The organism is Streptomyces sp. NRRL B-1347 (assembly GCF_000720325.1).
Taxonomy (GTDB): Bacteria; Actinomycetota; Actinomycetes; order Streptomycetales; family Streptomycetaceae; genus Streptomyces.
Genome location: NZ_JOJM01000035.1, coordinates 1 through 20679, shown reverse-complemented (window position 1 = coordinate 20679; position 20679 = coordinate 1). Strand labels below are relative to the sequence as shown.

The window sequence follows — 20679 nt, the reverse complement described above, 5'->3', positions numbered from 1 at the left end:
CTCTGCGTGTCCGCGCTCCCGCGTCCGGGCGCCCCCGGTCGGGAAAACCCGACCACGAAGAGTCGATCTACCTGTCATGACCGCACCCGTACCGCGCGGCTGCAATGGACGGGTGCTGATCCACCGGACGACATCGCCCCCGCCACCACCGGGCACCCGCCCGGGCGCCGTGCCGCGCCGGGCCTTCTGGGTCGCGGGCTGGCTGGCCGCCGCCGCGTGGGCGCTCGGCTTCCCCCTCGTCTCCACGCTGGCGACGCACCGCGTGTGGGGGACCTCCGCGACGGTGGGGTACGCCGGTGCCGCGCTCGCCGCGTGGTGGCTGCCCGGGTCCCGGGCGCGGGCCCTTTCGCTGGGGTCGGCGTTCGCGGGCGCCGTCGCCGTCCCGCTGGTGACGCTCCTGCTGACCGGCCGGGGGCAGAGCGAGGTCGGGGTGATCGAGCGCTCGGGCGTCCTGCTCGTACGCCGGGCGAGCCCGTATCTGACGGACCCGCAGACCGTGGGCGAGTACACGCCATACCTGCCCGGGATGGCGCTGTTCGGGCTGCCCCGGGCCCTGTGCGGCGACGCCGCGCTGCCGCTGCGGGTCCTCGGGGACGCGCGGCTGTGGTGCGCGGGGGTGTTCCTGCTGTGCCTGCGGGCGGGGGCCGCGTGCCTGCGGACCGGCTCGCCGCCCCCGGCCGCGCAGGGCGCGGCGCAGGCCTCGTACCGCACCGGCCTGGCCGTCCTGCTCGCCTCGCCCGTCGTCGCCCTGCCGCTGTGCGTGAGCGGCGTGGACCTGCCGCTCGCGGGCCTGTGCTGCCTCGGACTCGCGCTCGCCGCGCGCGGACGGCCGGTGGCCGCGGGCCTCGCCCTGGCCGCCGCGTGCGCGCTCAAGTGGACGGCGTGGCCCGCGGTGGCGGTCGCCGCGGCACTGCTCGGCAACGTGACCGGGACCCGGGCGGCGCTGCGCTGCGCGGGCACGGCGGTCGCCGGGGCGGTGGCCGCCGCCCTGCCGAGCGCGCTGCTCGCGCCCGGACCCATGGCCCACCAGGTCCTCGCCTTCCCCGCCGGACGCGGCGACGTCCCGACGCCCGCCGCGAGCCCCCTGCCCGGCCGGCTGCTCGCCGACCTCGGCCCGCTCGGCTGGTACGCGGCGGTGGCCCTGCTCCTCTGCGGCGGAACCGCGGTCGCGGCGACGCTCGTCCTGCGCCCTCCCGCCACCGTGGTCGCGGCCGCCGACCGCCTCGCGGCGGGCCTGTGCGTGGCGTTCCTGCTGGCACCGGCGGGCCGGTTCGGCTATCTGGCGCTGCCGCTTGTGCTCGTGGTGTGGCCGAGGCTGGCCGGGGACGTGCCCGTACGGCCGTACAAGCACATGGCGAGGTACGAGGCTCCGGGGCGCACGGACACACGACCGGGCGCGGAGCGCGTGAGGTAGGGAAAACCCACCCCTGAGGACACCGGAAGGCCCACTCCCCGGGCCTCCTGACGCCGGACTACGCTTTTCACGATCACGACGCATGATCGTGGAGGACGACATCCGGCGGGAGGGCACCGATGCCGGGGCACCCGCCGGACGGCCGGACGGACGAGGAGAGCGCACTCGCGCCCGCGCCCACCCCCGTCACCGCCCCCACCCCCGTCACCGTATGGACGGTGATGCGCCGCGAACCGCCGCACCGCTTCCTGCTCTCCTCCTGGCCGCTGCGCTGCTGGTCGTACGTGTGCGGCGGCGCGCCGCTGGGGCTCGCGGTCCTGCTCGTCATGCTGGTGCTCGTGGCCGGCGGGCTCCTGCTGTCCGCCGTCGGCGCCGGCCTGGTCCTGCTGACGGCGGCGGCACTCTTCGGGCTCCCCGTCGGACGCCTCGAACGCCGCCGCCTGAGGCTCGTCGAGCCGAAGGCGCCACCGCTGGCGAACCCGCACCGCCGGCTGCAGAACGCCGGAATCCGCGCGCGACTGCGCACCCGGTGGCGGGAGCGGGCGACGTGGCGGGAGCTCGGCTACGCATGGCTGCTGGCCCTGGTCTTCTCGACCGCGGGCCTGGGCATGGCGCTGCTGCTGCTCTTCGCGTGCGTACTCATCGCCTCTCCGGTGGTGGTCTGGGCGCTGGCCCCGGAAACGGTGATGATCATCCCCGGGCAGGCGGTTCCGCACCCCGCGGCGGCGCTGCCGTTCACCGCGGCGGGACTCCTGGTCCTGGCCCTGCTCGCCTACACGGCGGGACTCCTGGCAGGCGCCCAAGTGCGTACGGCGCACTTCCTGCTGGCCCCCCGCGAGGAACCACTCACCCGGCACGTCGTCGAACTCACCCGCTCCCGGGCCCGCCTGGTGGACGCCTTCGAGGCGGAGCGCCGCCGTATCGAACGGGACCTGCACGACGGCGCGCAGCAGCAGCTGGTGGCCCTCACCATGACGCTCGGCCTGGCCGAGCTGGAGCTGGGCGACGGCAACCCGGCGGCGGCCGAGCTCCTCGCGCGCGGCAGGGGCGAGGCGCGCCGCGCCCTGGACCAGCTGCGCGACCTGGTGCGCGGCATCCACCCGCAGGTCCTCACCGACCACGGCCTGGCGGCGGCGGTCACGGAGGTCGCGCTGCGCCACCCGGTGCCCGTGACGGTCGACGTCGACCTGCCGCGCCTGCCCGACGCGGTGGAGACCACGGCGTACTTCACCGTCACGGAGGCACTGACGAACGCGGCGAAGCACAGCGGCGCCACGGACGTACAGGTGTGGGGCAGGCTGCGGGACGAACGCCTTACGCTGAAGATCACCGACGACGGCCGGGGCGGCGCGGACCCCGCGCAGGGCACGGGCCTGACGGGCCTGGCCGACCGCCTGGCGATCCTGCGCGGCCGCCTGACGGTGTCCAGCCCCGCGGGCGGCCCGACCGAACTGACAGTGGAGGTACCGTGCTCCGCGTAGTCCTCGCCGAGGACGCCGTACTGCTGCGCGCCGGGCTCGTGGAGCTGCTCACGCGCGGCGGCCACGAGGTGGTCGCGGCGGTGGGCGACGCCCCGTCCCTGATCCGAGCGGTCGAGGCCGACCGCCCCGACGTCGTCATCACCGACGTCCGCATGCCCCCCGGCTTCCGCGACGAGGGCCTGAAGGCGGCCCTCGACCTCCGCGCCCGCCACGGACGGCTCCCCGTCCTGGTCCTCTCCCAGTACGTCGCCACGGCCTACGCGACCCAACTCCTGACCGGCGACGGCGCGGGCCTGACGGGCCTCGGCTACCTCCTCAAGGACCGGGTCGGCGAGGTCGCGGACTTCCTCACCACCCTGCGCCGGGTCGCCGCGGGCGAGACGGTCATCGACCCCGAGGTGGTCCGCGTCCTCCTCTCCCGCCGCACCGAACCCCTGACCCGCCTCACCCCCCGCGAACGGGAAGTCCTCTCCCTGATGGCCCAGGGCCTCAACAACCAGGCCATCGCCCACCGCCTCACGGTCACCGAGGCCTCGGTCGTCAAACACGCCAGCAACATCTTCACGAAGCTCTCCCTGGACCCGACGGAGGGCAACCGCCGGGTGCTGGCGGTGCTGGCGCATCTGCGCGACAACGGGGAGCCGGGGGCCTGACCTCAGCCCGCGGCTGCCGCCCAACTCGGCCGTGTACTACTGTTGTTGACGCTGCGCACCTTCCCGGAGGGTACGACGGCGGTGTTCAGGTGCCTCTACTCGGTCGGCTGTCGAGTGGTTTCCACCACGTGTCGCACGTGGTGTGAGTGCGGATGCCCGGTAGGGCGATCCCTGCCATTCCCAGCTCATACCGAGGAGTGGTTGCCGCATGAACCCCGTTGAGTACAAGCCTGCACGTCGTCACCGGCTTCGCGAGATCCTGGCCGACGTCGCCGTAGGTGTCGTCACCAACCTCATGGTGGCGTGCCTGATCGCGGCAGCGCGCCTGGTCTTCTGACCCAGGCAGGTGGCGGGCCCGGAGAGCCCGCCACTCCACCGTGCCGCGATCAGCGTCGGTCAGAACAGCCGCATCTCAGGTCCTTGCGCCCCCGGCACATTGCGGTTCCGGCGGGGACGCCTGCCTCTTCGCGGTCGGGGCTGATGCGGTGTCCGAGCCTCCTGCGGCAGGTTCTCCCAGGTGGGACGCAGCCCGTGGAACTCGACCAGGCCGACACGTTCCTTCAGGTAAGCACGCGTCTCCTCGTCCGTGGAATACAGCACCGTCGCACGGCTCGCCCGGGTCATCAGGACGTGGTAGGCATGCCGCACGAGCCGGGCGAACTCGTCGTCGTCGACGCTCGACGCCCTCACCTTCGGATCGAACGAACCGGGTGCGTCGACCCGCTTGATCCCCCGCTCCGGGCCCTCACACGCCTTGCCCCGGCGGAACAGCCACCGGCCGTCGCGCCACACCATGTCCTCGCCCATGATCACACCGCACCAGTCCCACTCCAGCCCCTGCGCCGTGTACACGCAGCCGATCTGGCCGAGGCCGTTCTCGTGCACGGACCAGATCTTCGACGGGGGCGCGCCGTCCGCGCAGAAGCTGTCGCTGTCCGCGTTCCACGGCCGGTGCCAGCCGCCGATGCGCACGTCGGCCTCCAGCCGCTTCTCCTTGCCGAGCGGCTTCGTCCAGGGCCAGCAGTAGCCGGCGACCATGCGGGCGGACGCGCCTTCCCCTGCCTCGGTACGAATGACGTGTTCGAGTTCCTCCGGGGTGTCCGCCACCTCCACGTGCATGAGCCCGTCCGGTGTCCACTGCTCCGGCGCCTCATCCGTCACCCCCAGCACGGCACGCACCCAGCGGATGTAGGCGTCACTGCCGCCGCACCGGAACTGCTCCCGAAGGCCGTACCGCACGAGTTGCGCGTCGTTCCGCCGTGCCGCCTCCTCGATCAGGCCGACCGTACCGACCTCGTTCGGCCGTACGGTCTGCGCCTCGTCCAGGAAGAACACGGTCAGCCGGGAGGCGTCGAGGAGCTCGTCCACCTGCGGCCGTGTGCCCTGCTGTTCGGGCTTCCAGAACCTGCTGGTCGAACGGTCCCGAAGGCGGTGTGCCTCATCGCAGATCAGCACGTCCAGCGGCGGGTCGGGGGTCGTCACGAAGCTGTGGAAGTAGGTGAAGGTCTCCTTGAACTCCCGGTCCCCGTAACCCACGTGCTCCTGGATCGCGCCGTTGAACGCCCGGCTGCCGCTGGCGTACTTGACCGACCGGCCCTGGGCCTCCAGCTCCGCCTTGACCTGCAGACCGATGGCGCTCTTGCCGGTTCCGGCCCCGCCGGTCACCAGGAAGACCACCCGCCGCTCGTCGGGTATGAGGGCGGGGCGTCGAGGGTCCGGGAGCACCTTGGCCGCCGTGTCCATGACCTGCTCGGCGACGGCCCTCTGGCGCCCCCGCAGGGTGAAGACGCTGTCGTCCCCGCGCGACCGGATCATGGCGTCGAGCAGGGGCGTGTTGCGCAGGCCCATCCGCTGCAGGAGCAGCTCCGCGGCCGAGGCGCCGCCCTCCGCAGCGAAGTTCTCGCGGAGATCGGCCAGCAGCCGTTCGCGCCCGTCGTACGTGTACACGTGGGCATAGGGGCCGGTCGGCGCGTCGATGTCGGTCAGGGGCCGTACGGAGTCGTCCGTGGCGTTGTGCAGATAGGCGAAGCCGCCGCACTCGAACGCGAGCCCGTGGAGCGGCCCCCTGCCGCCGGTGAAAGCCTCGTAGTACTCGCGCAGTTGCAGGACAGGGTGCTTCTTCCTGCCCATTCCCGGAACGTGCACGACCTCCGCGGTGGCCTGCTCCACCCGGGTCACCAGCGACCACCGCTTCAACTCGACGAGTTGCACCGACAGCCGGTGTTCCTGCGGATGCTGCCCTACGAGAACGACGTCGATGAGCCGAGGATCACCCGGCCGGTCGGTCTCGTCGAGCGTGGCGGCGCACTCGACGATCATCTCGACGTTGCCGCGCCCCGCGGCGACCAGGTCGTTCGCGAGGCTGACCAGGCTCTCCGCCCACGCGGAACGTTCCGTCAGCGAGGCGTCACCCCCTCGGAAGTGCCGCCATCTGGCGGCGAGGTGCGGCACCATGCGGCGCCTCGCGTTCAGGCTGAGCAGATCCTGCGCCGCCAGTTTCAGCAGGAGCATGGACACGAGATGGTTCCCCCCAGGGCACGAGTGACTCGTGCGGGTGGGGGCGTGTCCTCGTGGGGAAGCCCGTCGGGCCGCAACCGGTATCGGCGATCATAGGAACACCGACGCTCGCCGAGAAGCGACATCCGCCACTCGCGGTCCGAACGACGGACGTCGTGGCCGGATCACGCCCCCGGCACCGGGGACGCGCAGCGGTTCACACCTGGCTCGACGCGGTGCGGCACTCCGGGGAGCCACTGACCGTGGCAGTACCGCCCTCCGGACGGTCACCCGCCAACTCCCGGAGCTTCTCCCGCGTCTCCGCGTCCGTCGAGTACACGATCGTGCCGATCATTCCCCGGGTCAGCAGCACCTTGTAGGTGTTGCGGATGAGACGGTCCACGTCGGCGTCGGGCGTGGTCCTCTTGAAGACCGGATCCTTGGACGCCGTGCGGTCCGTCACCCAGCGGTCCCCACGCCAGACCAGGTCGGGGCCGATGATGACGCCGGACCAGTCGTACTCGAACCCCTGGGCCGTGTACACGCAGCCGACCTGTCCGAAACCCGCCGGGTCGGTGGCCCAGAGCGCGGCCGGGGGCGCACCGGCCACGGAACGGTCCCCTCGCAGGTTCCAGGGGCGAGCCCAGTCACCGATGACGACGTCGGCGGGCAGCGGTTCACCGGGCCTGGGCTCCGGGGACCAGCGCCAGCAGTAGCCGGCGGACACGCGCGCGCTGTGGTTCCGGGCTCGGCGCGCCTGGAGAAAGGCTTCCATCTCCGCCGGGCTCTCCGCGACCAGCAAGCTCATGCGGTCGTCGGGCTCCCACACCACCGGGCCGCCGGGCTCCAGACCCAGCAGTCGTACCACCCACCGCAGATACGCGTCGCTGCCGCCGCAGCGGAACTGGCTTGCCAGCGGCACGACATGGCAGTCCAGGCCCTTCGCCGCCGCTGCCGCCTTGATCTCGTCCACGGTGCCCATCTCACCGGGGCGCACCACCTGGTGTTCGTCCAGGAGGAAGACGGGGACCCGGGCGGCGTCGATGAGTTCGTCGATCTGCCGTCCGCCGGTGCGGTGGGCCGCGGGCGTGTAGCGGTTGGCCGACGACTCCCGGATGCGATGGGCCTCGTCGCACAGGAGGACGTCGAGGCTGTTCTTCTCCGTCGTCATGAAGCTGTTGAAGTACTTGAACAGCTCCTGCACCTCCCGCTTCCGCGCACCCGCCACCTTCCGCATCGTCTTGGTGAACGACTGGGAGCCGGTGGCGTGCAGCGCGGGGACACCCTGCCGGTACAGCTCACCGAGCAAGGAGAGCGCGATGACGCTCTTGCCGGTGCCGGGCCCACCGGTGACCACCACGACTTCCTTGTGGTCGGACCGCTTGGCCTTGCGCACGGCGTTGAGCACCAGCCGGTAGGCGACTTGTTGTTCGTCGAGGAGGACGAACTCCTCCCGCTCCCGCACTTCTCGGGCCGCGACCGCCATCAACTGCCTGGACGGGGCGGCCTTGCCCGCCAGCAGTTGGTCGGCCGCGTGGGCTCCGGGACGATCGGCGCTGAGCCTGGCGCGGAGGTAGTCGATGAACTCCCCCCGCCGTTCGGCGGTGAACAGCTGGCCGTGGTCGTCCCGCTCGATCGCGCGCAGCGCTCCGACACCGAACTCGGTGGCGTTGTGGAGGAACGCCACCCCGCTGACGCGACCGGGGTGTTCGGCGACCGCGCCATTGAAGTGGAGGAGGTACTCGCGGTAGCGCCGCACCTGCTCGACGGGGTTGAGCACCGGGTGCGCGTAGGCGTCGACGCGGCACAGGGCGAGGTCGTCCTCGTCGGGTTCGGCCTGGCTCCACTGCTTGAGCTCCACGACGACGTACGACGGCTCGTTCGTCACCGGATGCTCCCCGGCGAGCACGACGTCGGCGCGCTTGCTGTTCAGCGGCAGCGCGTACTCGATCATGACCTCGACGCCGCCCAGCCCCGCGTCGTTGAGCACGGCGGCCAACGCGGGCAGGCTCCGTTCCCAGGAACGCGCCTCCGAAGCACCCGGCCGGTAGCCGTGCGCATGGGCGAACTGCTCGGCGAGGTGGTGGTAGAGCGACGTGTCGAGCGCCATGACAGCGACCGTTTTCGCGGACGCGCGGAACAGCAAGGACTTCCCCTAGGCAGCACGAAGTGACTCGCGCGGGTAGGGGCGTGTCCTTCGAGACTCCACCGGGGTGGAGCGGAAGCCCGTCGGGCCGCGTTGACGATGCGTCCGAGCGTACCTCGCAGCCCGGCCGACCCTGCGGGTGGCCACAACGACGCCGAACGCCACGCAGCGACCCACCCGACGCCCGCTCAGAACGAGCGCCGGCCGAGGATCACCAACAGGTCAGCGGCGCTTCTCCGTCGGCTCCAGGATCGCCACGCACTCCACATGATGCGTCATCGGAAACAGATCGAACGCCCGCAGCATCCGCACCCGGTACCCGCCCTCCCGGAAGTACCCCAGGTCCCGGGCCAGTGCGGCCGGGTCGCAGGCCACGTAGGCGATGCGTCGCGCGCCCAGGCCCGCCAGGTGGCGGACCGTCTGCTTGCCCGCGCCTGCGCGGGGCGGGTCGAGGACGATGACGTCGACCTCGGTGATGCCGGTGCGCGGGAGGACGGACTCGACCTTGCCCTGTTCGATGCGGACGCGGTCGAAGGCGGCGAGGTTGTGGCGGGCGTCCTCGACGGCGCGCTTGGAGGACTCGATGCCGAGGACGGCGCCCTCGTCGCCGACGCGGTCGGCGATGGCGCCCGCGAAGAGGCCCACGCCGCAGTACAGGTCGAGGGCCGTCTCGCCCTTGCGCGGGAAGAGGCCCTGCATGACCGCCGTCACCAGCGTGTCCGCCGCCTTCGGGTGGACCTGCCAGAAGCCGCCGCTGCCGACGCGGTACGTGCGGCCGTCCGCGCGCTCGCGGACGAAGGGGCGGCCGTGGACGCGGTGGACGCCGCCGTCCTTCTCGCCGACGCGCATGACCGAGACCGGCTTGTCGAGTTCGACGATGGGGAGGCGGGCGCCGGGCCGGGGGGTCAGGATGACCTGGCGGTCCTGGGAGCCCGTCGCCGCGATGGCCTCGACGGACTCCATGCCCGCCCAGCCGCGCTGCTCGATGCCCAGCTCGCTGACGCCCTGCGCGGCGATCATGCAGTGGTCGACCGGCTCGATCTCGTGGGAGCGGTGGCGGCGCAGGCCTGCCCGGCCGGACTCGGCGTCCACCGCGTACTGGACGCGGGTGCGCCACTGCGGGACCTCGCCCGCCGGGAGCTTGTCGCCCTCCGCGGGCATGACCGTGCCGTCCCAGCCCGCCTCCTCCGGGGTGAGCCCGGCGAGGTGCTTGAGCTGCTCGGCGATGACCTCGCCCTTGAGGCGGCGCTGCGCGCCCGGCTTGGCGTGCTGCCAGTCGCAGCCGCCGCAGCGGCCGGGGCCGGAGTAGGGGCAGGGGGCCGTCACCCGGTCCTTGGCCGGCTCGAGGACCGTCACCGCGTCCGCGCGCAGGAAGCGGGAGGACTCGTCGCCCTCCGTGACGCGCGCGACGACCTTCTCGCCGGGCAGGGTGTGGCGGACGAAGAGGACGCGGCCCTCGGCCGTACGGGCGATGCAGTGGCCGCCGTGGGCGACGGGGCCGACCTCGACCTCGTACTCCTCCCCCACCAGTGAGTTCTTCGGTTCTGCCTGCATGGCGGGGTGACTCCACAACGTCAAGGGATGAGCGGCCGGACAACAGCCCACCAGTCTACGTGGGTGTCGTCCGGCCGCTCACTCAGGCACACGGAAGGCGTACTCGGGCCGCGCGGGACGCCCCCACAAGAGGAGCGCCCCGTTCGAGCCCGGGCCGCAGGAGCCCCCCGGGCCGCACAGGAGCCCCCCGGGGCCGCGCAGGACCCCCGGCCGCCCAGGAGCCCCGACCGGGGCCCGCTCAGCCCTTGCCGCTCTTCTCCTTCGCCCGCTTCTCCACGGGCCCCCGCCGCACCGACCCCGGCGCGTTCCACTCCTGCCGCCTGCGGGCCCGCTTCTTCGCGGCCTCGGAGGACTCCAGCTGGTAGGGGACGGAGGTGACCATCACGCCGGGGGTGAACAACAGCCTCCCCTTCAGGCGCAGCGCGCTCTGGTTGTGCAGGAGGTGCTCGTACCAGTGGCCGACCACGTACTCGGGGATGATCACGCTCACCGCGTCGCGCGGGCTCTCGCGGCGCAGCGACTTCACGTACTCGATGATCGGCCGGGTGATCTCCCGGTACGGCGAGTCGAGGACCTTCAGCGGTACGGAGATGCCGCGTCGCTCCCACTCGGCGCGCAGGGCCTTGGTCTCCGCCGGGTCGACGTTGACGCTCAGCGCCTCCAGGGTGTCCGTGCGCATCAGCTTGGCGTACGCGAGGGCGCGCAGCGTCGGCTTGTGGATCTTGGAGACGAGGACGATGGAGTGCACCCGGGAGGGGCGGACGCTGTCGTCGGTGGGGCCTTCGGGGGCCGCGATCTCCTCGGAGACCCGGTCGTAGTGGCGGCGGATCGCGGTCATCGTCGCGTAGAAGATGACCATGCCGAGCAGCGCGACCCAGGCGCCGTGCGTGAACTTGGTGACGAGGACGACGATCAGGACCAGGCCGGTGAAGAAGGCGCCGAAGGTGTTGATCGCGCGGGAGCGGACCATGTGGCGGCGCTTGCCGGGGTCCTGCTCCGTGGACAGATGGCGGTTCCAGTGCCGGACCATGCCGATCTGGCTGAGCGTGAAGGAGACGAAGACGCCGACGATGTAGAGCTGGATCAGCCGGGTCGAGTCCGCGCCGTAGACCCAGACGAGCAGCGCCGCGGCGCCGGCCAGGAGCACGATGCCGTTGGAGAACGCGAGGCGGTCGCCGCGGGTGTGCAGCTGGCGCGGCAGATAGCGGTCCTGCGCGAGGATCGAACCGAGCAGCGGGAAGCCGTTGTACGCCGTGTTGGCGGCGAGGAAGAGGACGAGCGCGGTGGCTGCGGCGAGCACGATGAACAGGAAGCTGCCGTTACCGAAGACCGCCTCGGCGACCTGTGAGATCACCGGGTTCTGGACGTAGTCGCCGCCGACCGGGGCGCCGTTCTCCAGGAGGTCCTTGGCGGGCTTCTCGGCCATGTGGACGTTGGTCGCCATGGCCAGGCCGATGATGCCGCAGAACATGGTGACGGCGAGGCCGCCCATGAGCGCGAGCGTCGTCGCGGCGTTCTTGGACTTGGGCTTGCGGAAGGCGGGCACGCCGTTGCTGATCGCCTCGACGCCGGTGAGCGCGGCACAGCCGGAGGAGAAGGCGCGCAGGAGCAGGAAGACGAGGGCGAAGCCCGCGATGCCCTGGTGCTCGGCCTTGATCTCGAAGTCGGCGGTCGGGGCCTTCATGGTGTCGTCGAGGACGAAGCCGCGGAAGGCGCCCCAGGCGATCATGAGGAAGACGCCGACGACGAAGACGTACGTCGGGATCGCGAAGAGCTTTCCGGACTCCTTCACGCCGCGCAGGTTCATCAGCGTGAGCAGCACGATGACGGCGACCGCGCAGAGCACCTTGTGCTCGACCACGAAGGGGACGGCGGAGCCGAGGTTCTCGATGCCGGAGGAGATGGACACGGCGACGGTCAGGACGTAGTCGACGAGCAGGGCGCTCGCGACGGTCAGACCGGCCTTGGGGCCGAGGTTGGTGTTGGCGACCTCGTAGTCGCCGCCGCCGCTCGGGTACGCGTGCACGTTCTGCCGGTACGACGCCACGACGGTGAACATCAGCACGACGACCGCGACGGCGATCCAGGGGCTGTAGTGGTACGCCGACGCGCCCGCGATCGACAGGACGAGCAGCACCTCGCCGGGCGCGTACGCGACGGAGGACAGCGGGTCGGACGCGAACACGGGGAGGGCGATGCGCTTCGGCAGGAGCGTTTCTCCCAGCCGGTCGCTGCGCAGTGCGCGCCCGATGAGGATCCGTTTGGGCACGTCGGTCAGTTTGGACACGCAGAGGATCGTAAGCGCTCCGTCAGCGTGTCGCCCACCCAGTACCCCGGACTTGTCAAGAGCTCCTGGCGAAAAGGTTAAAGAGATGTTCAAGCGACGGGCGGGCGGCCCGGCCGGTGCCAGTGCACCGGCCGCGCCGCCCGCGTCCGTCCCGGGTGCGCGCCGCGCGCGGCCGGTCACCGTCCCGACAGCGTCCCGACCCCGGTGACCTGCGGCTCCGTGCCCGAATTCGGCGGCGCCGTGTATCCGCGGGTCAGTCGCTCCTCGGCGCGCCGCACCGCCTTCGAGGGCCACCACGTGGCGCGGCCGAGCAGCAGGAGCGCCGCGGGCAGGATCATGACGCGGATCACGAAGGCGTCGACCAGGACGGCCACCGCGAGCACGAAGCCCATCTGCTTCATCTCCAGGATGTGCAGCATCACGAAGCTGGCGAAGACGGTGACCATGACGATCGCCGCGCTGGTGACGACCTTCGCCGAGGACGCGATGCCGTCGATGACGGCCTTGCGCGTCGGCACCCCGTTGAGCGCCGCCTCGCGGATCCGGCTGACCACGAACACCTGGTAGTCCATCGAGAGCCCGAAGAGGATCACGAAGAGGAACAGCGGCACGCGCGAGGAGATGCCGTGCAGCGACTCGAACGACAGCAGGCCCTCCGCCCACTCGCCCTGGAAGACGAGGACGAGCAGCCCGAGCGCGGACGCGGCGGACAGCAGGTTCAGCACGATGCCGAGCAGGCCGAGCACGACGGACCGGAAGGCGTACACGGTCATCGCGAACGTCAGCAGGAGCAGCGCGCCGAGGACCAGTGGCAGCTTCTCGTTCTGGTGGGCCACGTAGTCGACGCCGCGGGGCACGTCGCCGCTGACGGCCGTCTCGACACCGTTCAGTCTGCCGACGGTGGCGGGCAGGTAGTCGTCGCGGAGGTGGTCCAGGGTCCGCACGGCCTCGTCGGAGTACGTGGCGTGCCGGGCGCCGAGGTCCAGGGTGCTGATGCGGCCGTCCTTGGAGGTCCTGATCTGCGGCGTGTCGTGGGCGGCGAAGAGCGGGTCGGCCGCGGCCTCGCGGTCCAGGGCGCGCAGGGCGCGGACGACGTCGTCCGACCGCTCGGGCGCGGAGCGGGCCACGACCTGGAAGCGGAGGCGCACGTCGGGGAAGGAGGCGAGCAGCCGGTCGTAGCCCTGCATCGCCGGGATCTCGCGGGAGAAGCTGTCCCGGGCCGGGTCCTTCAGCTTCAGGTCGAGGGCGGGAAGCGACAGGCCGACCAGGGCCAGGACCGCGAGGCCCAGGGTGAGCGCGGGGCGCTTGCGGGCGGGCGCGAGCAGGGCGTTCCAGAACCGGCCCGGCTTCTTGTCCTCGTGCAGCTTGACGGTCTTGCCCTTGGCCCGGCGCCTGGCCGCCCGGCGCTCGGCCCGCTGCCCCAGCTTGACCAGGAGCGCGGGAAGCACGGTGACCGAGCTGGCCACCGCGACCGCCACGACCAGGATGGTGCCGGTGGCGAGGGAGTCGAAGATGACGTCGTCGGCCAGGAACAGGGCGGCTGTGGAGACGATGACGGCGAGCCCGGAGACCACGATCGCGCGGCCCGCCGTCGCGGCGGCGGCCTCGACGAGCGCCTCGGACGAGAGCCTGCCGCCCGCCCGGGCCCGCTCCTCGCGCTCGCGCTTGAGGTAGAAGAGCGTGTAGTCGACGCCGACGGCCATGCCGATGAGCAGGATCATGCTGAGCCCGACGCCGGTGTCGGGCAGCAGGTGCGAGGCCAGCATCGCCAGGCCCATGGTCGCCGCGATCGAGGTGACGGCGAGCAGCAGCGGTACGCCGACCATCAGCAGCGAGCCGAACACCAGGGCCAGCGTGATCAGCGTGATGGGCAGCGTGATCGCCTCGGAGAACGCGAGGTCCTCGTCGCGCTGGTCGTCGACGCCCTTGCTCACGGACGCGGCGCCGGTCTCCTCGACCACCACGTCCGGGTGGGCCTTCTTGATCTTCTCGGTCAGCTCCTGGAGCGGGACGACGATCTCCCTGGCCTCCTGCTCGGGGCCGTTGAGCGTCACGGGTACGCGGATGGCCTCGCCGTCCTTGGAGCGGACGGGCGCGCTCACCTCGTCGACCTCGGGGAGCGCCTTCATCCGCCGGGTGACGTCCCGCACGGCGGCGTCCGCCGCGGCCTCGTCGAGCTTTCCGCCCCGGCCGCTGATCAGGATCTGCTCCAGCGACTTGATCTGCAGGTCGCCCTCGGAGGCCATGGCCTCGGCGCGCCCGGCCTCGCCGACCCGGAAGTCCGCCGAGGTCGCGCTGTTCATCCCGGCCGCGCTGCCCGCGACGAGGCACAGCGCCACGAAGACGAACCAGCCGACGATCGCCCGCCACGGGTGCAGCGCACTCCAGCGGGCCACCCGCACGGTCAGCGACCGCCTGTCCGCGCCCGGCCCGCCGGACCCTCGTGTTCCCATCTCCGACCCCCATGAGTAGCCGTTGCTTCATGTGTAAGAACTGACTTACACGTGATGTGTAAGCGCAGACTGACAGGTGAAGGATGAGTGCGTCAACTGTCAGTTGAGAGTGGAAACTCCGGGCGGACGGAGGGTTTGACAGTGCTTCACGGCGTGCGTAAGCCTTGGCTGACAGGTATCGGGACGGCACAGAGGCGGGCCATGAACAGCGAGGAGCTGCTTGCCTTCCTCTCGGCGGTGGGCCACGCGCAGCGCATCCGGATCATCAAGGAGCTCGCCGCGGGCCCCATGTACGTCAGCGAACTGGCCCGGCGCCTCGGCGTCTCCCGGCCCCTGCTCTACATGCACCTGGAGCGCCTGGAGAAGGCGGACCTCGTGCTGGGCAGGCTGGAGCTCTCCGACGACGGCAAGGCGCTCAAGTACTTCGAACTCGCGCCGTTTGACGTGCGGTTGAACGTGGATACGATTCTGGCTGCTGCCCAGCAGGACGGGGCGAGCGAGGCCGGACAGCATTCGACCGAGGGGACGCCCCAATGAGCGACGCGATCATCCCGATCGCCTTCTTCCTGATACTTGCCGGTGCGATCGTCGCCGTGGCCTACTTCCAGACGCAGCGCAGCCGCGAGCGCGACCGCGAGTACGCGGCGGCGATGGAGTCCTACCGCCGGGCCGTCGACACCGCCCGGTCCGAGTCCGACGCCGTACGCATCCAGCTCACCGAGCTGAACGTGCGGGTCAAGTCCATGGAGAGCATGCTGCGCTCCGTCGACTAGCGGCCGGGGACGAGGGCGCGCGCACTCGGGCTCCGACCCGCGTACGAAAGCCGTTACCGTGGACTCTGCAAACGCCCCCGGACACACCGGGCCGGCCGAGAGCGCCCCGCACCGCGAGCCGCTGGGCGGGATGCGCCGCCACGCCGCGCGGGCGCGCGCCGAAAGAGAGTCATGAGTAGGGCATTTACGCAGGTCAAGTGGGCCGTGAGGAGCGCGGGGTAGCGACGTGCACATCGTCATCATGGGCTGCGGGAGAGTCGGTTCCGCTCTCGCGCAGACCCTGGAACAGCAGGGGCACACGGTCGCCGTGGTCGACCAGGACCCCACCGCATTCCGCCGTCTGGGCTCCGGCTTCGGCGGCCGTCGCGTGACCGGCGTCGGCTTCGACCAGGACACCCTGCGCGAGGCCGGCATCGAGGACGCGGGCGCCTTCGCCGCCGTCTCCAGCGGCGACAACTCGAACATCATCGCGGCCCGCGTGGCCCGCGAGATGTTCGGCATCGAGAACGTCGCGGCCCGCATCTACGACCCCCGCCGCGCGGAGGTCTACCAGCGCCTGGGCATCCCCACGGTCGCCACGGTCCGCTGGACCGCCGACCAGATGCTGCGGCGGCTGCTGCCCTCGGGCGCGGAGCCGCTGTGGCGCGACCCCACCGGGGGCGTCCAGCTCGCCGAGGTGCACGCCTCGGCCTCCTGGATCGGGCACAAGATCAGCCGTCTGCAGGAGGAGACCGGCGTCCGCGTCGCCTTCCTCACCCGGCTCGGCGAGGCGGTCCTGCCGACCTCGCAGACGGTCCTGCAGGAGGGCGACCTGGTGCACGTGATGATGCGCACCGACGAGGTCGAGAAGGTCGAGGCGGCGTTCGCCGAAGGCCCCGAGGAAGGCGGTCACTGATGAGGGTCGCCATTGCCGGAGCCGGCGCGGTGGGCCGTTCCATCGCCGGTGAGCTTCTGGAGAACGGGCACGAGGTGCTGCTCGTCGACAAGGCGCCGACGGCCATCTCCGTCGAGCGCGTCCCGCAGGCGGAGTGGCTGCTCGCCGACGCCTGCGAGATCACCTCCCTGGACGAGGCGGCGCTCCAGCGCTGCAACGTGGTCATCGCCGCGACGGGCGACGACAAGGTGAACCTGGTCGTCTCGCTCCTCGCCAAGACCGAGTACGGCGTCCCGCGCGTCGTCGCCCGCGTCAACAACCCGAAGAACGAGTGGCTCTTCAACGAGTCCTGGGGCGTCGACGTCGCGGTGTCCACGCCGCGCCTGATGTCCGCGCTCGTCGAGGAGGCGGTGAGCGTCGGCGACCTGGTGCGCCTGCTGCGCTTCAGCCACGGCGACGCCAACCTGGTCGAGCTGACGCTGCCGCCGGAGTCCGCCCTCGCGGGCACCCGGGTCGGCGACGTCCAGTGGCCCGAGGACACCTCGCTGGTCACCATCATCCGGGGCACGCGCGTCCTCACGCCGACCCCGGACGACTCGCTGGAAGCGGGTGACGAGCTCCTCTTCGTGGCCGCGCAGGCACGGGAGGAGCAGCTGGAGGACCTGCTCTCGGCGCGCAACTAGAGCCGTAGGGCTTTGTACGCAGGTGGGGGCGCCCGGAATCTTCCGGGCGCCCCCACCTGCGTCCGGCCCCGTAAGGGGCGCGGGGAACTGCGCGACCAGCCACGACGGACTGGCAGACGACCGGCGGCTTACGCTCCGGCTGCCTTGCGCTCGGCCTCGGCCCGCTCCTCGGCTTCCATCTCCGCAAAAACATCAATGGGCGGCGGGGCCTTCGCCAGGAAGATCCAGGTGAAGTACACGGCGAGGACCATCGGCGGCAGCTTCAGGGCGATCAGGACCCAGCCGAGCTGCTCGGTGTCCCCCCACCAGTACAGCGGGAAGAGGATCGCGTACTTCGCGAGGAAGATCAGGCCCCAGGCGAGGCTGGCCTTGGTGTACGCCTTCTTGCGGCCGGGGTTGCGGGTGCGCCAGGAGAGGTTCTCGCGGAACACCGGGCCGAGGAGCAGCCCGAGCAGCGGGTAGCCCACCAGCGCGGAGAGGAAGAAGGCGGCGCCGAGGCCGGTGCCGTAGATCATCCCGGGCAGGTAGAAGTCCTTGGCGTTGCCCGTGAACATGGCGAAGGCCACACCGAACGCGACGCCGAAGACGCCGCTGAAGGCGTGCTTGACCGTGTCGCGGCGGACCAGCCGGACCACGACCAGGAGCAGCGCGACACCGAGCGCGGCGATCGCCGAGCTGTGCAGGTCCTTGGTGATCGTGTAGATCAGCACGAACAGCAGGCCCGGAACCATCGTCTCGACCGTGCCGCGGATGCCGCCGAAGGCGTCGAAGAGCGCGGCCTGCGTCAGAGCCCTGGTGTCGGTGCCGTCAGGGGCTTCGGGGTGCTCCCCCACGGCCTGGTCCGTCGGCTTGTCGACTGACGTCACCGGCTACTCCCGTCCGAGCGGTCTGAGTTCGTACTTGGGGTTGAAGAGGACTCTGCGGCCGCGGTCTATGGATATCCGCCCCGAGGCGATCAGACGGCGGCCCGGCTCGATGCCGACGATGGAACGCCTGCCGAGCCAGACCACGTCCACCGCGGCGGAGCCGTCGAACAGCTCCGCCTCCAGGGCGGGCACACCGGCCCGTGGCCGCAGGGTGACCGTGCGCAACGTACCAGTAACCGTCACTATCTGGCGGTCGTGGCAGTCGCCGATGCGGGTGCAGCCGGCTGTCTCGGCGTCCTCGCGCAGTTCCTGGGAGTCCAAGTCCTGCTGGGAGGACGACAGCCGGTCGAGCATGCGCCGGAAGCGGCCGGCGGGCTTGTCGGGTCCAGGAACAGCACTCATACCCCGAGCCTACCGGTGTGCCCCGACACCGCCGCAACGCCGGTGCGCGGCCCGTGCGGGCCGCGCGACCCCGGGGGGAAGGTCACCGCTCGAAGCGGTAGCCCATCCCCGGCTCCGTGATGAAGTGCTGGGGGTGCGCGGGATCCGCCTCCAGCTTGCGCCGCAGCTGGGCCATGTAGACCCGCAGGTAGTTCGTCTCCGTGCCGTACGAGGGCCCCCACACCTCCTGGAGGAGCTGTTTCTGGCTGACCAGGCGCCCCGCGTTGCGCACGAGGACCTCCAGGAGGTGCCACTCGGTGGGCGTCAGGCGCACGTCGCGCCCGCCCCGGTTGACCTTCTTCGCGGCCAGGTCGACCGTGAAGTCCTCGGTCTCGATCGTGACGTCGTCCTCACCGGCCCCGGTGGGCTCGGCACGGCGCACGGCGGCGCGCAGCCGGGCGAGGAGCTCGTCCATGCCGAAGGGCTTGGTCACGTAGTCGTCGGCGCCCGCGTCGAGGGCCTCGACCTTCTCGTCCGAGCTGTGCCGGGCGGAGAGCACCAGGATCGGCACCCGCGTCCAGCCGCGCAGCCCCTTGATCACCTCCACCCCGTCCATGTCGGGCAGACCGAGGTCGAGCACGATCACGTCGGGGTGGCGGGCGGCGGCGAGCTGGAGGGCGGTCGCGCCGTCCGGTGCCGCGTCCACGTCGTACTTGCGCGCCTTCAGGTTGATCACGAGGGCGCGTACGATCTGCGGCTCGTCGTCGACCACGAGCACCCGGGTCATTCCTACCTGCCTTTCGGGCTTGTCAGCGCCGCTCGCGCGGCTGGTTGTGCCACGTGCGCGGCTTGCGGTGGCGGTCACGAGGTCATCTGGGCGGAGAGGTCGGGCACGACGGGCGGCCGGCCGCCCGCCACCTTCAGTGTCAGCACCATCGTGAGACCGCCGCCCGGGGTGTCCTCGGCGTTGAGGGTGCCCCCCATGGATTCCACGAAGCCGCGGGCGACGGCGAGGCCGAGGCCCACGCCACTGCCGCGTGGAGCGTCACCGTAGCGCTGGAACGGCTCGAAGATGCGCTCCTTGGCGTCATCGGGGACGCCGGGGCCGCGGTCCACGACACGCAGCTGCACCTGGTCCCCCAGGGCGCTCGCCGACACCAGGACCGGCGCGTCCTCGGGCGCGTACTTGACGGCGTTCTCCACGACGTTGGCGACGGCGCGCTCCAGGAGGCCCTTGTCGACGGCGACCATCGGCAGGGCCTCGGGCACGTCCAGGTCCACGCTGCCGTCCGGTACGCCGCCGAGTGCCATCGGCACCACCTCGTCGAGGTCGATCTCGCGGATCAGCGGGGCGACGGTGCCGGTCTGGAGGCGGGACATGTCCAGGAGGTTGCCGACGAGGTGGTGTGCGGATGCGGTTGCCCTCGGCGAGGGTGCGCGCCTGGTCGGCCTCGGACTGCAGGCGCTGCCGGTCCAGGACGACGGCGGCCTGCGCCGCGAACGCGGCGAGCACGCGCCGGTCCTCTGCGGGCAGCACGCGGCCCGACAGGGCGAGCGCCATGTGGTCGCCGACGGGGACGTCCACGTCGGCGTCCTCGGGGCGGCCCACGTGCGCGCCGGTGCCGACGCTGCCCGCGCGGGTCCAGGGCGCCGTGTCGCTCGCGCGCTCCAGGAGGGCCACGGCCTCCATGCCGAAGGTCTCCCGCATGGTCTCCAGAAGCGATTCGAGGCTGTTCTCGCCGCGCAGGACGCTGCCCGCGAGGTGGGAGAGGATCTCCGACTCGGCACGCAGCCGCGCGGCCTGGTGGGTGCGCCGGGCGGCCAGGTCGACCACGGACGCCACGGACACCGCGACGGACACGAAGACGCAGATGGCGACGATGTTCTTGGCGTCGGAGATCGTCCACTGGTGCAGCGGCGGCGCGAAGAAGTAGTTGAGCAGCAGGGAGCCGAACGCCGCGGAGGCGAGGGCCGGGAGCATGCCGCCGAGCAGGGCCGCCGCGACCGTCAGGGTCAGGAACAGCAGCATGTCGTTGGCGAGGCCGAGGTCGGCGTCGACGTGCGTCAGGAGCAGGGTGAGCAGCGCGGGCCCCACGACGCCGGCGAGCCAGCCCCAGATGATGCGGGAGCGGCCGAGCCGGGCGCCGCGCGCCACGGGAAGGCCGCGCCCCTTGGCGACCTCGCTGTGCGTGACGATGTGGACGTCCAGGTCGGGCCCGGAGTCACGGGCCACGGTGGCGCCGACGCCGGGCCCGAACACGTACTGCCAGGCCTTGCGGCGCGAGGAGCCGAGGACGATCTGGGTGGCGTTGACGCCGCGGGCGAAGTCGAGCAGTGCGGCGGGGATGTCGTCGCCGATGACGTGGTGGAACGTTCCTCCCAGGTCTTCGACCAGGGTGCGCTGGACGGCGAGTTCCTTGGGAGAGGCCGCGGTCAGGCCGTCGCTGCGGGCGATGTAGACGGCGAGGATCTCGCTGCCCGAGCCCTTGGCGGCCATGCGGGAGGCGCGCCGGATGAGCGTGCGGCCCTCGGGGCCGCCGGTGAGGCCGACGACGATGCGCTCGCGGGCCTGCCAGGTCGAGCGGATGTTGTGCTCGCCCCGGTACTGCTGCAAGTAC

The 20679-nt window shown here is 71.6% G+C and carries 16 protein-coding genes and 1 pseudogene; 8 read left to right on the top strand and 9 right to left on the bottom strand.

What is annotated here, in order from left to right:
* Positions 1-76: 76 nt before the first annotated feature.
* From IG74_RS0126650 to IG74_RS53550, 4 genes are all read left to right on the top strand, one after another.
* The gene (locus IG74_RS0126650; protein ID WP_107059031.1) at positions 77-1414 is read left to right on the top strand and encodes a glycosyltransferase 87 family protein; all 1338 of its coding nucleotides are present in this window, start codon (positions 77-79) and stop codon (positions 1412-1414) included.
* Between the two features lie 221 nt (positions 1415-1635).
* A complete protein-coding gene (locus IG74_RS0126645; protein WP_030682426.1) occupies positions 1636-2895 on the top strand; it encodes a sensor histidine kinase in 1260 nt (419 codons plus the stop codon).
* A complete protein-coding gene (locus IG74_RS0126640) occupies positions 2883-3548 on the top strand; it encodes a response regulator transcription factor (RefSeq protein WP_030682424.1) in 666 nt (221 codons plus the stop codon). Before IG74_RS0126645 ends, IG74_RS0126640 begins: the two co-directional genes overlap by 13 nt.
* Positions 3549-3756: 208 nt before the next feature.
* Positions 3757-3885, top strand: a complete 129-nt coding sequence (locus IG74_RS53550; protein ID WP_234334465.1) for a DUF6408 family protein — start codon at positions 3757-3759, stop codon at positions 3883-3885.
* A 59-nt stretch (positions 3886-3944) separates the two neighbouring features.
* Here IG74_RS53550 and IG74_RS0126630 read toward each other — a convergent pair whose 3' ends face one another.
* The 5 genes from IG74_RS0126630 to IG74_RS0126610 form a co-directional block, all read right to left on the bottom strand.
* Positions 3945-6059 (bottom strand): DUF2075 domain-containing protein, encoded by a 2115-nt coding sequence (locus tag IG74_RS0126630; RefSeq protein WP_078869060.1) that lies wholly within the window; start codon positions 6057-6059, stop codon positions 3945-3947.
* 202 nt (positions 6060-6261) lie between these two features.
* Positions 6262-8190 carry a DUF2075 domain-containing protein gene (locus tag IG74_RS0126625; RefSeq protein WP_051855443.1) on the bottom strand — a complete coding sequence of 643 codons (1929 nt, stop codon included), beginning with the start codon at positions 8188-8190 and terminating at the stop codon, positions 6262-6264.
* Positions 8191-8412: 222 nt separating this feature from the next.
* Positions 8413-9744: a class I SAM-dependent RNA methyltransferase gene (locus IG74_RS0126620; RefSeq protein WP_030682415.1), complete on the bottom strand. Its 1332-nt coding sequence runs from the start codon at positions 9742-9744 to the stop codon at positions 8413-8415.
* A 238-nt stretch (positions 9745-9982) separates the two neighbouring features.
* Positions 9983-12031: an APC family permease gene (locus IG74_RS0126615; RefSeq protein WP_030682413.1), complete on the bottom strand. Its 2049-nt coding sequence runs from the start codon at positions 12029-12031 to the stop codon at positions 9983-9985.
* 176 nt (positions 12032-12207) lie between these two features.
* The gene (locus tag IG74_RS0126610) at positions 12208-14484 is read right to left on the bottom strand and encodes an MMPL family transporter (protein ID WP_078869049.1); all 2277 of its coding nucleotides are present in this window, start codon (positions 14482-14484) and stop codon (positions 12208-12210) included.
* A gap of 201 nt (positions 14485-14685) precedes the next feature.
* On the opposite strand from IG74_RS0126610, the gene IG74_RS0126605 reads away from it, so the two are divergent.
* The 4 genes from IG74_RS0126605 to IG74_RS0126590 all read left to right on the top strand — a co-directional run bounded on the left by IG74_RS0126605 (position 14686) and on the right by IG74_RS0126590 (position 16814).
* Entirely contained in the window at positions 14686-15021 is a 336-nt protein-coding gene (locus IG74_RS0126605; protein ID WP_030682407.1) for an ArsR/SmtB family transcription factor, read from the top strand.
* Complete coding sequence (locus tag IG74_RS0126600) at positions 15018-15257, top strand: hypothetical protein (protein ID WP_030682404.1); 240 nt, start codon at positions 15018-15020, stop codon at positions 15255-15257. Before IG74_RS0126605 ends, IG74_RS0126600 begins: the two co-directional genes overlap by 4 nt.
* Positions 15258-15483: 226 nt before the next feature.
* Positions 15484-16152, top strand: coding sequence for a potassium channel family protein (locus IG74_RS0126595; protein ID WP_030682402.1), 669 nt, complete (start codon positions 15484-15486; stop codon positions 16150-16152).
* The gene (locus IG74_RS0126590) at positions 16152-16814 is read left to right on the top strand and encodes a potassium channel family protein (RefSeq protein ID WP_030682399.1); all 663 of its coding nucleotides are present in this window, start codon (positions 16152-16154) and stop codon (positions 16812-16814) included. The genes IG74_RS0126595 and IG74_RS0126590 overlap by 1 nt, the downstream gene beginning before the upstream one ends.
* A gap of 128 nt (positions 16815-16942) precedes the next feature.
* Here the strand turns inward: IG74_RS0126590 and IG74_RS0126585 are convergent, their stop codons facing one another.
* The 4 genes and pseudogenes from IG74_RS0126585 to IG74_RS53545 form a co-directional block, all read right to left on the bottom strand.
* Positions 16943-17680, bottom strand: a complete 738-nt coding sequence (locus tag IG74_RS0126585; RefSeq protein ID WP_030682391.1) for a DUF3159 domain-containing protein — start codon at positions 17678-17680, stop codon at positions 16943-16945.
* Positions 17681-17683: 3 nt separating this feature from the next.
* The gene (locus IG74_RS0126580; RefSeq protein WP_078869048.1) at positions 17684-18082 is read right to left on the bottom strand and encodes an OB-fold nucleic acid binding domain-containing protein; all 399 of its coding nucleotides are present in this window, start codon (positions 18080-18082) and stop codon (positions 17684-17686) included.
* Positions 18083-18164: 82 nt separating this feature from the next.
* Positions 18165-18848, bottom strand: coding sequence for a response regulator (locus IG74_RS0126575; RefSeq protein ID WP_030682386.1), 684 nt, complete (start codon positions 18846-18848; stop codon positions 18165-18167).
* A 74-nt stretch (positions 18849-18922) separates the two neighbouring features.
* Positions 18923-20679, bottom strand: a pseudogene (locus IG74_RS53545) (ATP-binding protein); the annotation flags it as partial.

Excerpts from the sequence above, each read along its gene's own strand:
- IG74_RS0126650 (WP_107059031.1), top strand. The coding sequence starts at position 77 with ATGACCGCACCCGTACCGCGCGGCTGCAATGGACGGGTGCTGATCCAC.
- IG74_RS0126645 (WP_030682426.1), top strand. The coding sequence starts at position 1,636 with ATGCGCCGCGAACCGCCGCACCGCTTCCTGCTCTCCTCCTGGCCGCTG.
- IG74_RS53550 (WP_234334465.1), top strand. The coding sequence starts at position 3,757 with ATGAACCCCGTTGAGTACAAGCCTGCACGTCGTCACCGGCTTCGCGAG.
- IG74_RS0126630 (WP_078869060.1), bottom strand. The coding sequence starts at position 6,059 with ATGCTCCTGCTGAAACTGGCGGCGCAGGATCTGCTCAGCCTGAACGCG.
- IG74_RS0126620 (WP_030682415.1), bottom strand. The coding sequence starts at position 9,744 with ATGCAGGCAGAACCGAAGAACTCACTGGTGGGGGAGGAGTACGAGGTC.
- IG74_RS0126610 (WP_078869049.1), bottom strand. The coding sequence starts at position 14,484 with ATGGGAACACGAGGGTCCGGCGGGCCGGGCGCGGACAGGCGGTCGCTG.
- IG74_RS0126605 (WP_030682407.1), top strand. The coding sequence starts at position 14,686 with ATGAACAGCGAGGAGCTGCTTGCCTTCCTCTCGGCGGTGGGCCACGCG.
- IG74_RS0126600 (WP_030682404.1), top strand. The coding sequence starts at position 15,018 with ATGAGCGACGCGATCATCCCGATCGCCTTCTTCCTGATACTTGCCGGT.
- IG74_RS0126590 (WP_030682399.1), top strand. The coding sequence starts at position 16,152 with ATGAGGGTCGCCATTGCCGGAGCCGGCGCGGTGGGCCGTTCCATCGCC.
- IG74_RS0126580 (WP_078869048.1), bottom strand. The coding sequence starts at position 18,082 with ATGAGTGCTGTTCCTGGACCCGACAAGCCCGCCGGCCGCTTCCGGCGC.
- IG74_RS0126575 (WP_030682386.1), bottom strand. The coding sequence starts at position 18,848 with ATGACCCGGGTGCTCGTGGTCGACGACGAGCCGCAGATCGTACGCGCC.